The 15441-nt window shown below is 46.6% G+C and carries 11 protein-coding genes; 3 read left to right on the top strand and 8 right to left on the bottom strand.

The features are described from left to right. Positions 1 to 148: 148 nt before the first annotated feature. From H6F44_RS19455 to H6F44_RS19445, 3 genes are read right to left on the bottom strand one after another with little or no spacing between them, the layout of a single operon-like run. Positions 149 to 1672 (bottom strand): YcjF family protein, encoded by a 1524-nt coding sequence (locus tag H6F44_RS19455; RefSeq protein WP_190352686.1) that lies wholly within the window; start codon positions 1670 to 1672, stop codon positions 149 to 151. A gap of 4 nt (positions 1673 to 1676) precedes the next feature. Then, positions 1677 to 4535, bottom strand: coding sequence for a cation-translocating P-type ATPase (locus tag H6F44_RS19450; RefSeq protein ID WP_190352685.1), 2859 nt, complete (start codon positions 4533 to 4535; stop codon positions 1677 to 1679). A 9-nt stretch (positions 4536 to 4544) separates the two neighbouring features. Continuing rightward, a complete protein-coding gene (locus tag H6F44_RS19445; protein WP_190352684.1) occupies positions 4545 to 5135 on the bottom strand; it encodes a hypothetical protein in 591 nt (196 codons plus the stop codon). 222 nt (positions 5136 to 5357) lie between these two features. Between H6F44_RS19445 and malQ the strand changes: the two genes are divergently transcribed. After that, positions 5358 to 6923, top strand: a complete 1566-nt coding sequence (gene malQ, locus H6F44_RS19440) for a 4-alpha-glucanotransferase (RefSeq protein WP_322096263.1) — start codon at positions 5358 to 5360, stop codon at positions 6921 to 6923. 43 nt (positions 6924 to 6966) lie between these two features. Here malQ and H6F44_RS19435 read toward each other — a convergent pair whose 3' ends face one another. Further along, positions 6967 to 7419 (bottom strand): DUF1810 domain-containing protein, encoded by a 453-nt coding sequence (locus H6F44_RS19435; RefSeq protein ID WP_190352682.1) that lies wholly within the window; start codon positions 7417 to 7419, stop codon positions 6967 to 6969. A gap of 361 nt (positions 7420 to 7780) precedes the next feature. Here H6F44_RS19435 and H6F44_RS19430 point away from each other — a divergent pair, with 361 nt between their 5' ends. Next, positions 7781 to 9103 (top strand): hemolysin family protein, encoded by a 1323-nt coding sequence (locus H6F44_RS19430; RefSeq protein ID WP_190352681.1) that lies wholly within the window; start codon positions 7781 to 7783, stop codon positions 9101 to 9103. 96 nt (positions 9104 to 9199) lie between these two features. After that, the gene (locus H6F44_RS19425) at positions 9200 to 10318 is read left to right on the top strand and encodes an undecaprenyldiphospho-muramoylpentapeptide beta-N-acetylglucosaminyltransferase (RefSeq protein WP_190352680.1); all 1119 of its coding nucleotides are present in this window, start codon (positions 9200 to 9202) and stop codon (positions 10316 to 10318) included. Between the two features lie 250 nt (positions 10319 to 10568). On the opposite strand, the gene H6F44_RS19420 is transcribed toward H6F44_RS19425, so the two are convergent. The 4 genes from H6F44_RS19420 to H6F44_RS19405 all read right to left on the bottom strand — a co-directional run bounded on the left by H6F44_RS19420 (position 10569) and on the right by H6F44_RS19405 (position 15339). Beyond that, entirely contained in the window at positions 10569 to 11360 is a 792-nt protein-coding gene (locus tag H6F44_RS19420) for a hypothetical protein (protein WP_190352679.1), read from the bottom strand. A 17-nt stretch (positions 11361 to 11377) separates the two neighbouring features. Next, positions 11378 to 13186 (bottom strand): peptidoglycan-binding domain-containing protein, encoded by a 1809-nt coding sequence (locus H6F44_RS19415; RefSeq protein ID WP_190352678.1) that lies wholly within the window; start codon positions 13184 to 13186, stop codon positions 11378 to 11380. A gap of 117 nt (positions 13187 to 13303) precedes the next feature. Continuing rightward, on the bottom strand, positions 13304 to 14575 hold the full coding sequence (locus H6F44_RS19410; RefSeq protein WP_190352677.1) for a peptidoglycan-binding domain-containing protein: 1272 nt from the start codon (positions 14573 to 14575) through the stop codon (positions 13304 to 13306). 503 nt (positions 14576 to 15078) lie between these two features. Further along, positions 15079 to 15339, bottom strand: a complete 261-nt coding sequence (locus H6F44_RS19405; protein WP_190352676.1) for a hypothetical protein — start codon at positions 15337 to 15339, stop codon at positions 15079 to 15081. Positions 15340 to 15441: the final 102 nt, after the last annotated feature.

Genomic DNA, 15441 nt, shown 5'->3' with positions numbered 1-15441 from the left:
TTTTTTCTTGCTTTTGCTGCTTTTCTTTGCATTTTATCAGTTTTCGTTGCCCTTGAAAACCTATGCGCGTATGCTTTTCTTGCTTTTTCAGCAAGCCCTAAGTAGTGCGATCGCGGCTTAACCGATAATGAGTCCTTCTCTCGAAGTCCTACTGGTATAAGACCATGACCCGATTGAGGGCATCTTGGATAAAGGTTTTGAGAAACTCATCGCGGCGATTGAGTTGAAATTGGCGCTGCACAACCTCGGCAATGCCGCCATCCCCCCAATCGCGATCGCGGCTGAAATATTCCATAAAACTCTTGCCAGCGATGCGGGTGAGATAGGCGGCGCTGACAGACTGCACCACAGCTTTGAGAACCAAACCGACTACGGTAATGGAAATTAAACTAGTGACAATCTGCACTGCGCCTTTGACGATGCCTAAACTCACGAGGGTGCGGGTGAGGGAATTGGCGAGTTCTTTGCCGCGCCCAATGTTGATTTCACAGCCATAGACCTTGCCGATTTCTACCACCATCTGAGCATTGATTGCGGCTGTAGCCAGTAAATCAACCACAGGGAGCGGCGTGGCGAATACCACACCCACCACTAGCCATTGAAACTTTTCCACCACTTGCTCTGCTTGTAACTGTTGCTGTTGGGCGATCGCCTCACGGGTGGTGGCGGTGAGATCTTGCGATCGCAGCAGTACATTATCGGCAATCAATTCATCGCCTTCATAGCTGAGAATGTCGAGAATCCGTGCGAGTAAGGGTTGAATTTTAGGTTTGGGCGTGATGATTTCGCCGTTATCGAGGGTGAAGGGGCTAGGACTAGCGGCGATCGCCACCACATCTGCGGGGGCAATCAATCCCAATACCCGCGATCGCAGACTGGTTTCGATCATTTGCCGATCGGCGGCGGTGAGGCGATCAATTTTATTAAAGGCTAAGATCATCCGCTTGCCAATTTGGGTCAGCGCTTGCAGCACCTCATATTCCGATTTTCGCAGATCGTCATCCACCACAAAAATAATGAGATCGGCTTCGGTGGCAAGGGTTCGCGCTGACCGTTCGCGATCGCTGCCAATGGCTCGCGCTTCCAAAATGCCAGGACAATCGGTAAATTGAATTGGTAAATCAAAATTGGCAAATCTGACGGGTGGATAGACCTTACCCAATTCTGTCGTTCCCATAGTTGCGCCCACCTTGCCGCGATCTTGAATTTGGGAAGCTATGTCTAGTATCGCATTCACTAGTGAAGTTTTACCTGCGGAACCAACCCCAAATATGACCACCCGCAATTCTGAACGGATGAAGTTCTGTTTTAAATTTTCTGTTTGCTCAAGTAGCGATCGCCGCATCACTTCATCTTGGATCTGCTGTACTTGACGCTCTAAGGCTTCGAGACTATCCTGCACCGCTTCGATTTTATCCGTTGGAGCTTCAGGAATGGGACGGGGCGTGCTGGGTTCAGCTTGAAATAATTGCAAATAGCGCCATAGTGCAAAACCTAAGCCAAATATTAATCCTAGTAACAATAGAATTACGAAGCCACCTAAAAGCGGGTTGGCGCTGAAGGATTGGTAAATGAGAATGAGGCGATCTAGTAAGGGTAAGATAAAAGAAATGGCTAAGCCGATACAGCCGAATATTAATAGCGATCGCCACCAAGGAAATTTTTTCTGCATGGGCTTATGACTGCGAACTAGATTGAGAGGAACGATATTTTTGCCACGATCGCCAAATCACTTTCTCTGCCTCCACCCACAGCACCAAGAGCATACTAAAGCCAAAGCATAGCCCTAATTCGCCCATCGTCAGGGCTTGTGTGCCGAAAAACTGGCGTAATGGTTCCACATAGAGCAGGGCAAGTTGTAAACCTGTGGTGAAGATTACAGAGAACAACAGATAGGGATTGCTAAAGGGATTTAATTCCATAATTAATTTGGAATCGGAACGACAGGCGAGGGCATGTCCCATTTGGGCGATGCAAAGGGTGGTAAAAGTAATCGTTTGCCAATGTTCTTGCCAAAGCGGATTGCCCGAATTATAGGCTAGCTCCATTAGGGCGATCGTCTGCAAACCAAACACAACGCCGATCCGCAAGATATACCATCCTAAGCCCCTTGCAAAAATATTTTCCTGCGGATTGAAGGGCGATCGCTGCATCACTTCAGGCTCAGAAGGTTCCACTGCTAGGGCAAGGGCAGGTACGCCATCGGTGACCAGATTCATCCAGAGGATTTGTAATGGGGTTAGCGGTACGGCACTCAGTCCTAGAAATGGTGTGGAAGCGATCGCAATCACTTCACCGACATTACTTCCCAAAATATATTTAATGAAGCGGCGAATATTGGCATAGACCGTGCGCCCCTCCTCCGTTGCCGCCACAATCGTGGCAAAGTTATCATCTAATAAAATCATATCGCTGGCTTCTTTGGAAACATCGGTTCCCGCAATGCCCATCGCAATGCCAATATCCGCTTGCTTGAGGGCAGGGGCATCATTGACCCCATCGCCCGTCATTGCCACCACCTCACCTCGCCGTTGCAGCGCCTGTACAATCCGCAATTTATGTTCGGGGGAAACTCTGGCATAGACATGAATTTGTCCTGCGATCGCCGTTAATTCTTCATCATCCATTGCTTCAATTTCTTTACCTGTCAGCATCTGTTCCTGTTCGGGGCGATCGCGATCAAGAATCTGTAAATCGCGGGCGATCGCTTGGGCAGTGAGACGATGATCGCCTGTGATCATGGTGGTATGGATACCTGCGGACTGACTTCGTTTAACCGCAGCAAGGGCTTCTAAGCGCACAGCATCGCGAATGCCCAACAATCCCAACCAAATCCAACTAGGTTCGCTTGCCAAAGTATCTTGATCGGGATCTTGATCGGCATCTGCTAGGTCCTGGTAGGCAAATCCTAAAATTCGCATTCCCTTAGTTGCCAGTAAATCATTTTGAGCATTAATTGCTTGTTTTTGCGATTCACTAATCACACTAATTTGATTGCCTAGTTGAATGCGATCGCAACGTTCTAAAACCACTTCTGGCGAACCTTTGGCAAATAATAGATATGGTGATGGTGACAGTAGGCTGGCGATTGCTCGCACGGCTTCGGGAGTATCCTCAATAGCCATAGTTTGAGAAGCGACAATAACACTCATCAAGCGGCGCTCTGCCGTAAAGGGAACTTCGGAAACACGGGGAAAATACTTCGCAAATTGCGATTGCCAGAGGTTTGCCTTACCCGCAAGGGTGAGCAGCGCCCCTTCGGTAGGATCGCCGATGACCTTCCATTGATTGTTGGCAGTTTTTTGTAAGTAAGCGTCATTACAGAGCAAACTCGCTGTTAAGAGAATTTGCAATTCCGTACATTCATGGATGGTCAGATCACTAATCAGCATATCCCCCGCTACCCGCGATATGGTTAATTCGCCTAGCGGTTCATAGCCCACGCCGCTAACTTGGATCGCATAATTGGCAGTAAAAATGTTTTCGGCAACCATTTTATTTTGGGTCAGAGTTCCTGTTTTGTCAGAACAGATCGTTGTCACTGAGCCGAGGGTTTCGACAGCAGGTAATTTGCGAATTAGGGCTTTGCGGCGTACCATGCGCTGGGTTCCCAAAGCGAGGGTGACGGTAATCACCGCAGGCAATCCTTCGGGAACGGCTGCCACTGCCATACTCAGAGATGTATTCAAAAGATTAATGAAATTGCCATTGCGCCATAACCCGATCGCCATCACGATCGCCACGAATATTAAAGAACCAATCACTAGCGCCTTCGACAATTCTCCCATGCGCTTTTGCAAAGGCGTTTCTTCAATTTCCACATCCTGCAACAAATTGGCAATCTTACCCAATTCCGTTTGCATTCCCGTAGCCGTCACCAGCATCATCCCCCGCCCCTGCAATACTTCCGTCCCCTGAAAGAGCATATTGCGGCGATCGCCCAGTGCCTCATCTTCGTTAAATGTCGGTTCCGCAAACTTATTCACCCCCTGTGATTCCCCCGTGAGCGCCCCTTCCCGCACCTTCAAATTCACCGCTTCGATTAAACGCCCATCGGCAGCCACCTGTACCCCCGCTTCAATAAACACAATATCCCCCACCACCACTTCCACCGCAGGAATTTCCGATACCTTGCCATCCCGCAAAATCCGCACATTAGGAGCCGCCATCCGCTTGAGAGCCGCGATCGCCGCTTCTGCCCGACTTTCCTGCACATAGCCCAAAATGCCATTGAGAATCACAATCGCCGCGATCGCCACTGCATCCTTAGGAAACTCACCCGCCTGTAAATCTAAAATCGCTGATACAAACGCCACCGCCATTAACATCAACAGCATGACATTTGTAAACTGATCAATTAAAATGCTCAGTCTCGAGCGCCCCACCTTGGCAGTTAGCTCATTGCGCCCATAGAGTCCTTGGCGATCGCTCACCTGCCAAGCCTCTAAACCAATGGCAGGATTACTATCAAGGGCAGTGATCGCCTCTTCAATTTTGAGAACGTGCCAAGCAGGTTTTATCGGTGAGTTGGTCATTGGGTTTATTTATTTCTTGGGTTTGATTATTTTAGGCGATCGCAAGATTTTGAAAGCCGCTAAACCTGTAATCGCCCCATAGATTGCCCCTTGCAAAAAAGTCGCGATCGTAGTTGCCATAAATGCAGATTGATTAAACTGAACTTGCAATCCATAGCCCAAATATAGCCCCCAAGCACTTGCTGCTAGACCAATGGGACTAGCAAATAGCCATAGCCCCCCCGCCCGAAATCGCCGTAATAGCAGCCATTGACATATTCCTAAAATTGCGCCCATGATTGCGAAATCTAGCAATAATGTTGGCAATGTCGGCAAACTTGACCATCGCCAAGACAATGCTGGCACAAAATAGATCACCCCTAAACCTGAGAACCAGCCCATTAGAGTTAAGGGAATCCACCAAGATTGCTGAGCAAGGCGTTCTTTTAATACTGTTGACTGAGCAATGGCGATGCCAATTCCCTGCAATAATTCATTGAGAAGAATACGCGATCGCGGGTCATAGGGATCTTGCCAAACTAGCAATGGCAAAATCGTACTACCGCCAATATTGGCAAGTAGCCAGAGCCACCAAAAGCTTTTCCCTAACTTTTTTGTCATGACATAAAAGACTAACCGACCTCGTAAAATTTGCTAGTTAACGACAATGAGGACTGACATAGATTAATGACATAGAGGACTAGCATAGCTTCATGCTAGTTTATGCTTGCTATGATAGTGTAAATACGGCTCCTGTGTCATAATTCAGAAGAAGAAAACCCATAAATTCGCTCGAACGATTTTCATCTCAGGTCTAAAGACACTGAGCTTTCAATCCCTCCTGTGTTTTCTATAAAGCCATATTTTAAAATTTTGTGTATGAACTTTCAACGCTCCAGTGGCATTCTCTTACACCCTACTTCATTACCCAGCAAATTCGGAATTGGCGATCTCGGCGCAACTGCCTATCAATTTATCGAATTCTTAGCCCGTAGTGGTCAAAAACTATGGCAAGTGCTACCCCTCGGTCCCACAGGTTATGGCAACTCCCCTTACATGAGCTACAGCGCGATCGCTGGCAACCCCTATTTGATTAGTCCCGATCTTTTGCAACATCAGCATTTACTCAAGGAGTCGGACTGGGAAGATTTACCCGAATTTAGTCTTGATGCTGTAGATTTTGATGCAGTTATTCCCTATAAACGGCAACTGTTAGAGATTGCCTTTGATCGCTTTCAAAAGGTTTATGAGTCACAAGAAGAACAACATCACCATGAACTGTATCTGTTACAAGAAAAGTTTAAAAAGTTTTGCGAATCAGAAGCGGCTTGGCTAGAAGACTATGTATTATTTATGGCTCTACTTGAAGCCGATCCCACAGTGACATGGAACCATTGGGAACCAGCGATCGCCAAACGTGAACCAGAGGCTTTACAACAAAAGCGCGAAGAACTAGCCGATCGCATTGCCTTCCATCGCTTTGTGCAGTTTATCTTTTTTGATCAATGGCTACGTCTTAAACAATATGCCAACGATCGCCAGATCAAGATCATCGGTGATATTCCCATTTATGTATCCCATCACAGCGCTGATGTTTGGGCAAATCCCGAAAACTTTGCCCTAGAGCCTGAAACCTATGCAGTGGGAATGATGGCAGGTGTACCACCCGACTATTTTAGTGCCACAGGTCAACTATGGGGCAATCCTGTTTACAATTGGGAATATCTTCAAGAAACCGATTTTGCATGGTGGATTGATCGCTTCCGTTTTCTCAATCGCTATGTGGATATCATTCGCATTGACCACTTTCGCGGCTTTGAGTCTTTTTGGCAAGTACCAAAAGGCGAAGAAACGGCAATTAACGGCGAATGGAAGTTGGCTCCTGGTGCTGAATTATTTAACAAGATCAAAGAAGTATTGGGTGAATTACCGATTTTGGCAGAAGACTTAGGGATCATTACGCCAGAAGTGGAACAACTGCGAGATGATTTCGCTTTTCCAGGAATGCGGGTGCTGATGTTTGCCTTTGGCGGTGGCTCTGACAATTTCCATCTGCCCCATAACTATGTCCGCAATAGCGTGGTTTATACGGGAACCCATGACAATGATACGGCGGTGGGTTGGTGGCAACGCGCCAGTAAGTATGAGAAAAATCTGTTTTATCGCTATATTGTCGGCTTTGCCGCAGGGGAGCCGATTAATTGGGTAATGCTGCGATTGGCAATGGCTTCGGTATCAGTAATTGCGATCGCGCCATTACAAGATGTTCTCGGTCTAGACAACAGTGCGCGGATGAATACGCCCGCCACAGCCACAGGCAATTGGGGCTGGCGCTATAGCGAACCCAACTTGCTAACGCAAGAACTCAGCGATCGCCTCCTCGATATTACCCAACTATACAGCCGCTAAAACCTTTCAGAGCAAGTCCTAGGGCTTGCTTTGAAGATTCAGATTAAGGATTCTGGAGCATTTGTACTGTTCTTTGATCAACCCCATCGTCATAGTATTTCTCAAGAATTTTATCGAAAATTGAGTCAGCGCCTGCAACATATGCAAACAAAGTGGCACAGGACAGCAGTTTCATATCATCTGGCTTCCCAAATATATCGGTTGCCGATCGCCCCTCTACAGATAACAACGCTTCACAAATGGCGATCAGCCGCGAACCCAGTAGATCATGGTTAAGATAGGCAGAAGCCTCTTTTGCCCCTGAAATTCCGTAATATTGCGACATCGAGCTACGACCTAGACCTCGAAGTTGCGGGAAGATATACCACATCCAATGTGATGACTTGCGCCCATTTTTGACCTCCGTAAAAGCTTGATCAAAGGAATTATTTTGCGCTGATACAAACCTAGCAAGGTCATAGGGATCATTATTTACGGCATTTACGACTGTTGACATTTGAAGTTCATCCCTTAAGAACGAGGTTATTAACATAATTGCCACAATATTACTTTATTTTAAAGCTATATTCATGCCAAAGGCGCATTAAAATCATGAATAACTTAGTTATTTTGAACTGACAGAAACTTTACTGGGTTTAGTCTTGTATCGTCAGTCGAATTGTCCCTAGTCTAAAATCGAAATCGGGGTTTAAAGTCCTTTTGCCTAAGTCCTAAACTAGAGAAAATCGCTGCATAGGATTTTAGCCCTTGGAAACTTGACACAAAATTTGATATGACTATATATATTTAGTCATTGATATTTAGTTTCTAGTAAATTTCACAAACGATTCCCATAAGGTCGTTCTTGCCCCAAAACAATGTCTTCCCTCGCTTTTGAAGCCCTAATCATCATTTTGCTGATCATTGCTAATGGTGTTTTCTCAATGTCTGAATTGGCAATTGTCTCCGCCCGCAAAGTACGGCTAGAGCAATGGGCAAAGGAAGGAAATTCCAAAGCCAAAGCAGCGCTAAGGCTAATTAGCTCTCCTAATAATTTCCTGTCAACTGTCCAAATTGGTATTACCCTTATTGGCATTTTGAGTGGAGCTTTGGGGGGGGCAACGGTCGCTCAAACCCTTAAGCAGCAACTGGACAAAATTATATTTCTCGAACCATACAGCGACACCATCAGTTTTACGATCGTTGTGGGAATTATTACTTATCTATCTTTGGTCGTTGGAGAATTGGTTCCTAAACGTCTAGCTATGAGTAATGCTGAACAGATAGCCTGTGCTGTTGCGCCACCAATGCGATTTTTGTCAGGTTTAGGTAAGCCAGTTGTCTTTTTGTTGAGTACTTCCACCGATGCTTTGTTAGGTCTAATGGGTATCCAAGCGACGGAAGAATCACAGGTTACAGAAGAAGAAATTAAGGTGATGATTGCTCAGGGCGCAGAGTCTGGAATGTTTGAAGAAGCAGAACAGGATATGGTGGAGCGCGTTTTTCGCCTTGGCGATCGCCCCATCAAGGCATTGATGACCCCGCGCACCGAAATTGACTGGCTCGATATCGATGCTCCCTTTGAAGAAACCCAACAGGAAGTATTAGAAAGTGGTCATTCACGCTTCCCTGTGGCAAGGGAAAACCTTGATGACTGTCTAGGAATTGTGGAGATTCGCGAATTTCTCAATGCTAGTCTGAATGGTCAGCCCATTGATTTGCTGAAGGTCAGTTCGCCGCCTCTTTATGTCGCAGAGACTGCCAGTGCCTTGAGTGTGTTAGAGCAGTTTAAACAGTCGGGCGATCGCGTGGCAATGGTAACAGATGAGTATGGCGGCGTTGAGGGACTAGTGACACTTACAGACTTGCTAGAGGCGATCGTGGGGGATTTGCCATCGGGCGATCGCCAACGTGACCCTGATGCAATGCAGCGTGAGGATGGCTCATGGTTGATTGATGGTATGATTTCCAGCGATCGGCTCAAAGAAATCTTGGAAATCGAAAACCTTCCCTACGAAGAGGAACGCAATTACCACACCCTCGGCGGTCTGATGATGACCTATTTACGCCATATACCTATGGTTGGCGAACATTTCAAGTGGCAGCATATTCGCTTTGAGGTTGTAGACATGGATGGAAATCGAGTTGATAAGGTATTGGTGAATTTATCCACACCTGCAACATCTCCAGATGATGAATAATTACTTCCAGTAATTACTAGTGCAAATCTAAATTGCGGCAAAATTGCGGTAAGGTTGTGATTGATTTTGCCCAATTATTTTGCTAAGGCTTGAAGCATGAGCGCCGCAGACGATCAATTAAATGAATTAGGTAAAGAAACAGCTCGTAAAGGCACAATTGTCTTGACAGGCGGCGGTACTGCGGGTCACGTTAGCCCCAATCTTGCCCTCATGCCTGATTTAGTCGCCGATGGTTGGGAGATTGTGTATATTGGCTCCCGTCAAGGTATTGAGCAGCAATTGGTGGCAAAGGCAAAGATTCCCTATTACGGTATTGCCTCTGGCAAATTGCGGCGCTATTTCTCATGGCAAAACTTTATCGATCCCTTTAATGTGATTAAGGGCTTTTTTGAGGCTTATGGGGCGATCGCCAAGATTAAGCCGCAGGTGGTATTTTCTAAGGGCGGATTTGTGACCGTGCCTGTGATTGTGGCGAGTTGGTTGCAGCGCGTGCCAGTGATTATCCATGAGTCGGACTTCTCATCGGGTTTGGCAAACCGTCTATCGATTCCCTTTGCCCGTTATATTTGCGTTACTTTTCCTGAGACGGTAAAGCATCTCGCCAAATATGCCGCCAAGGTGAAGCATACGGGCTTACCGATTCGGCGAGATCTATTGACAGGCGATCGCGATCGCGGCCGTAAGTTTTGCGGCTTTACCGATTCATTGCCAATATTGTTTGTGGTGGGCGGCAGCACTGGCTCAGCGAAAATCAATCAAGCGGTGCGATCGCTGCTACCACAATTAACGCAATCCTATCAAATTGTCCATGCTTGCGGTAAGGGCAATCTTGATCCCAATCTTAAAGACCATCCGAATTATCGCCAGTTTGAATATTTGGGAACAGAACTTGCGGATGTGTTAGCAATGGCAGATTTGGTATTGTCGCGATCGGGGGCTAATGCCGTATTTGAGTTGCTGACGCTGCGTAAACCCCATTTATTAATTCCCTTATCGAAACTATCAAGTCGTGGGGATCAAATTTTGAATGCTAAATCTTTTCAATCGCGGGGTTATAGTGCAGTGTTGTGGGAAGAGGATTTAACTAGCGATCGCTTATTGGCGGCAATTTTTGACTTGGATCGACATCGGGATCAATATATTCAGGCAATGCAGACTAGTCAAGAGACAGGGGCGATCACGCAAATAGTGGAATTATGTAGACAATTTCGGTAGTACCCTAAAGGGTATGATAGGAAGAGAAATGTGGTTGCCCCAGCTACAAATTAGGGACAATTCATGAATTGCCCCTAGGCTAGAATCAGAATTTCAAGGTCTTTTGTGTAAGTTCTATTTGTGTAAGTTCTATTTGCGTAAGTTCTAAAGGAATTAATTTCTTAACCTGTGATCGATACTACTCATAGTTAGCGTGACATCATGATTACAAAACTCAAGACTCATATTGACACCGTTTAAGTGATGAAAGCTACTTCGCAATTACCACTAAAGCACCGTCGCGAATATCGATTTTCATACCAAGGCGCTCAAGTTGTTTGGCGACAATTTCTATGGTTTTCTTATCGACTGCATTTTTTAATACCATTGACCAGGCGGCGATCTGAGCCTTGGATAGATCGCGATCTTCCGAGAGCCATTGGGCGGACTGACGCGATGATTCGGCAACTTGCTTAGGATCATCGATTAATTTTTTGCCCGTGCGAGCTGCACGTTCAGACCATTCTGCTGCCATTAGGTATGATGTGCGTGCGCCCTGAGCATCTCCCATAAACAATAACTGATCGGTGGCCTTATAGCGCCATACCACATAGGATTCGGGCTGAATGTCGGGGTTTAAAGATTCTGCCCCTTTGCCGTAGATGGCGATCGCCTGTTCGGGGACACCTGCAAACATCGATACACTTGATGAGAGGTAAAGATAAGTGCTAACAAATCGCGGATCGCGGGTAATAATATTTTCAAAGTAGCGGGGACTGAGACTATAGCCAGTTTGAAAATCATTTCTGGCAACATCATCACCAAAGTATTGCAAAAATTGCAAAAACGTAAAGTTGGCAATCATATTATTGAAGCCAAATCCGCTTGCGGGTAATTGCTTGAGCAGTTGCAGCCGCGCTGACTCTTCTCTAACCGCTTTACGGGTTTCTTCTAGGGTTTGCCCACCCAACCTCTGGTTGAGTTTGGGGATTTGCAAGCTTATAGCGATCGCGGCAAAAGTGGCGATCGCCATAAGGTTAATGGCTAAGTTCCGAAATCGCATTTAACTTAATTACCTACTTAATTACCTTCAGAGGAAATAAAAGTATCTTTGCTCAAACTTTCCACAAGTTTATTGCTAGGCGCACCATCCGCAGGAGCGATCGTATAGAAATTTTGCGCTCTGATAATGGCATTGCGGGTTTCACCACTCAAGACCCCATCCACTTTACCGTTATAAAATCCCCGCTTAGCCAAAAGACTTTGGATCTCTGTAATTTGAGAGTTGCTGGCGATGATAGTGGCAGGACGAGGGGCAGCAGGGGCAGGTTGTGGGGTTGCCGCAGGTTGTGGGGTTGCCGCAGGTTGTGGGGTCGCCGCAGGTTGTGGGGTCGCGGCGGCGGCGGGTTGTGGGGTCGCGGCGGGCTGAGATACGGGGGTTTGAGGAGTGGTTTGAGGCTTAGTCTCAACTTGGATTGCGGGAGTATTGACTGGTGCAGGGGCTGGTTTTACAGGTTGACTGACGACGGGGGCTGTGCCAGCTTCAAGGGCAGCAATGGTGCGAGGACCTGCGACACCATCGGCAGACAAGCCATAGGCTTTTTGGGCAGCAATAATGGCATCTCTAGTATTTGGACCACTTACGCCCGTAATTGGCCCCTTGTAAAAGCCGCGATCGGTGAGGAGGTTTTGCAAATTGGCAATATCGCGATCGCCTGTGGTGTTGGTTGCCGCAGGAGCGACAGTAGCAGTACGCTGATCCTGTTGCAGCGCGGTAATAGTTTGCGTGCCAGCGATACCATCAGCAGTCAGCCCATAGGCTTTTTGGGCAGCAATAATTGCCGCACTGGTTTGATCGCCTTTGATCCCATCGATCGCCCCTTTATAAAATCCTCGTTTTGCCAGTAGCTCCTGTAAAACCTTAGTATCTTGACTCAGTTGAGGGGAGACAGTTGCGGTGTTCTTAGCTGTCTCAGTCGCAGGAGTTGTTGTAGGGGTCGCGGCATTTGCCTCAAGAGCCGCCATGGTTTGTCGACCAGCGATGCCATCGGTGGCAAGACCATAATTCTTTTGAGCCGCCACGATCGCCAAGCGGGTTTGAGGTCCCATAATGCCATCGATCGCACCGTTATAAAAGCCACGTTTATTCAAAAGTGTTTGCAAGCTAGCAACATTATCATCCTTGGTGGGCATGGCTGCGACAGTGGTAGATTTACCGCTATCCGCTTCGAGTGCCGCAAGGGTGCGGGGACCAGCCACCCCATCGGCGGTCAAGTTATAGGCTTTTTGAGCCGCGATAATCGCATTACGGGTTTGCGTTCCCATGATGCCATCAACAGCACCATTATAAAAACCGCGATCGCTCAATAGTTTTTGCAAGTTCATCACCGTTGACGAACCAGTGACATTATCAGTATTGGCAACAGTCACGCCCACGGTTGCTTCAGGCACTCTGGCAGCATTAGTGCCACCAGAGCTAAGAGCGGCGATCGTTTGCTCACCAGCAATCCCATCAACAGGTAAGCCAAAGGTAGTTTGAGCGCGGATGATTGCCTGCTTTGTGGCAGTACCTGCAACACCATCGATCGCCCCTGGGTCAAAACCATTTTCAGCCAATAAGCTCTGCACATAGCGCACATCGGTAGAGGGGGCAGCCACAGAACTAAGGGCAGTCCCAATTACCATCAATGCAGTTGTCCCAGCAAGGATCGCACTTAGGCTAAATTTGACAGATTTGCCAGTTAGTTGATTTAGCCATGCTTTGAAAGAGCGATCTAATTCCCAAAATTGGCTAGAAGCCAGAGCGTTAGAGGCAACTTGATCGTCAGCAATCACGCCCTCTAACATTTCTTGTGAAAGTTCTTGTTGAATGTAAGCTAAAAGTTCCATGATTTAATACCTTGTGAAAATGAGTTTAGATTTTGTAATAATTTCGGGCAAAGAGAGGGCTAATACCGATGATTTGCAATTACGCTTTTAAATTGGTGAAATCTAAATCGGTGTAATCTAAATCGGGGAAATCGGTGCATTTTGACCAGACACAGGAGCCAGCCCATTGGCATTGCTCCCATCCATTGATGGGAGTGTAATATTGGGAGTCAGTCGGGGACTAATATTGAAATTGACGTTAATATTAGGGTTGATGGATGACTTATTGGCGGTAGGGTTGACGCTAGGCACATTGGTTGATGCATTGGCTTGAGGAGGGGGGATCGGTGGGGGATTAGCAGGATTGTTGGTTTGAGGTGGCTGGGCTGGGGTAGAGGTCGGTGGGGGCGAACTCGTGGCTGTCGGCGATCGCCAACCCTGCGATTGCAGAGCATTGAGCAGAGCGGGGGTAAATTCACCCGTAGCAACCTGCCCATAGGCTAACTGCGCCTTCAAAATACTGTTTTTGGTACGCAAACCATAAATCCCATCTACCACGCCATCATAAAAGCCTCGTTCTTTTAATGACTTTTGAATATCTTTAATGGTCTCTGGTTGCGGTAATTGACTAAAGGCGGGCTGGGCTAAAGCGACATTCGTGCCACCCGCCAATAAAGCCTGCATAGTCAATGGTCCAGCAAACCCATCGGCCGCTAAGCCATAGGCTTGTTGTGCTTTAGCGACAGCTATTGTGGTTGATCGTCCAATGACTCCATCAACCTCCCCCTCATAAAAGCCGCGCCGTTTCAACAATATTTGCAAGTTCCCCACTTCCGAACCCATAGCTGCCTTGGCAGGATCATTGGGGCGCACTGTTATTGGCGGTGGACTTTGAGGATTGGGGCGTATTGAGGGATTAATTGGTGCATTGGGGGATGGACTTGAAGATACTGCCGATCGCAAAAGTGCGATTGTCTGCGCTCCAGGAATGCCATCAGCATTTAGATTAGTCTGGGTTTTCTGAAAATCAATGACTGCCTGTTTGGTTTCCCTGCCATAAACGCCGTCAATGGTAATACTGTAGCCACGACTCACCAATAATTTCTGTACCTCTAGTACATAGCCAGTGTCGCAAAGATAGAGGCTACTGCACCAAGGAGCCATATTTACTGCCGCCTCTGGAGCATTGGCCGCGATCGCAGGGATGGCAGTAGACAAAAGGATCGTATTAGCGATCGCGAGTGGGGCAAGCATTCGCGTCCGCCAAGTTTGGGCTAATTTACTGAGTTGCAGATCGAGTGGCTCCAAATCTTTAGACATAGCCAGACTCGCATCAAAATCTACGGTATTAGAATCTTGATGAGCTACTTCATATGCCCATGCAGCATATATGTATGAGGCAAGTTCCATAGTTTTGCCAGTTTTGCCAGATGAGTTTGACAAATGAATATTGCTATTTACTATCTTAAACGATTTTTTCTGGCTTCTTATGACAAAAAACGTATACTGCCAAATTTTGTCCTCTAATGTTAAATTATCGTCACATAATCCATGGATTTGCAGACTAGTCAGGAGGAAGGGGCGATCGCGCAAATTGTGGAATTATGCAGGCAATTTCAAAAAGTGGTTATAGCGTGAGTTCCTAATGATCCGCATCAAATCTCCTAAAAAGGGGGAAGAATAAAATTATCCCCCCTTGACCTCTCAAACAGTCACTATGTCCCATACACTTCTATTTGTGCTAATCGATCGCCCCGTACCGCTATTATGCCTAGACGATCCAAATATCGTACATTTATCTGATTTTTTCAGTAATATTCATCTCTTTTTTTGATGCTTTATTTAAATGTTTTATTTCACTTTTGACCTACTGAATGCAGGTTGAAACCCATCGCCAAAATCTACAGTGATGTCTACAGTGATGCCATCAGTCCATGCACTTTTTGAATAAGTCTTGGCGCACTCAATTCTGTAAAAAGCGCGATCGCCATTTCAAAATTATCATCATAACCAAGCACCTGCATCTGACGGGCAATCAAAGCCTCTTGTACTAATACCTTAGCCAGATCTAACTTTGATTCTATCTTGATCAATATATCTTTTGCTCGCAAACAGAACTTCTTCGCCTTAGGTAGATCGCCGATATTTCGATATGTTTCTGCAAGTCCATACATGCTGACGGGGCGACAAAAGATATGGGAAGTATGAGTAGATGGGGATTTGAGGATTTAAGATAAAAAAGATAGGTCAAGTCATAGTAAGTATGACCTATCTAG

Origin of the sequence: Pseudanabaena cinerea FACHB-1277, from assembly GCF_014696345.1 — a bacterium.
Taxonomy (GTDB): Bacteria; Cyanobacteriota; Cyanobacteriia; order Pseudanabaenales; family Pseudanabaenaceae; genus Pseudanabaena; species Pseudanabaena cinerea.
Note: the sequence above shows the minus strand (reverse complement) of the source record. Positions and strands in the feature narration are given on the sequence as shown.

Excerpts from the sequence above, each read along its gene's own strand:
- H6F44_RS19455 (WP_190352686.1), bottom strand. The coding sequence starts at position 1,672 with ATGCAGAAAAAATTTCCTTGGTGGCGATCGCTATTAATATTCGGCTGT.
- H6F44_RS19450 (WP_190352685.1), bottom strand. The coding sequence starts at position 4,535 with ATGACCAACTCACCGATAAAACCTGCTTGGCACGTTCTCAAAATTGAA.
- H6F44_RS19445 (WP_190352684.1), bottom strand. The coding sequence starts at position 5,135 with ATGACAAAAAAGTTAGGGAAAAGCTTTTGGTGGCTCTGGCTACTTGCC.
- H6F44_RS19435 (WP_190352682.1), bottom strand. The coding sequence starts at position 7,419 with ATGTCAACAGTCGTAAATGCCGTAAATAATGATCCCTATGACCTTGCT.
- H6F44_RS19430 (WP_190352681.1), top strand. The coding sequence starts at position 7,781 with ATGTCTTCCCTCGCTTTTGAAGCCCTAATCATCATTTTGCTGATCATT.
- H6F44_RS19425 (WP_190352680.1), top strand. The coding sequence starts at position 9,200 with ATGAGCGCCGCAGACGATCAATTAAATGAATTAGGTAAAGAAACAGCT.
- H6F44_RS19420 (WP_190352679.1), bottom strand. The coding sequence starts at position 11,360 with ATGCGATTTCGGAACTTAGCCATTAACCTTATGGCGATCGCCACTTTT.
- H6F44_RS19415 (WP_190352678.1), bottom strand. The coding sequence starts at position 13,186 with ATGGAACTTTTAGCTTACATTCAACAAGAACTTTCACAAGAAATGTTA.
- H6F44_RS19410 (WP_190352677.1), bottom strand. The coding sequence starts at position 14,575 with ATGGAACTTGCCTCATACATATATGCTGCATGGGCATATGAAGTAGCT.
- H6F44_RS19405 (WP_190352676.1), bottom strand. The coding sequence starts at position 15,339 with ATGTATGGACTTGCAGAAACATATCGAAATATCGGCGATCTACCTAAG.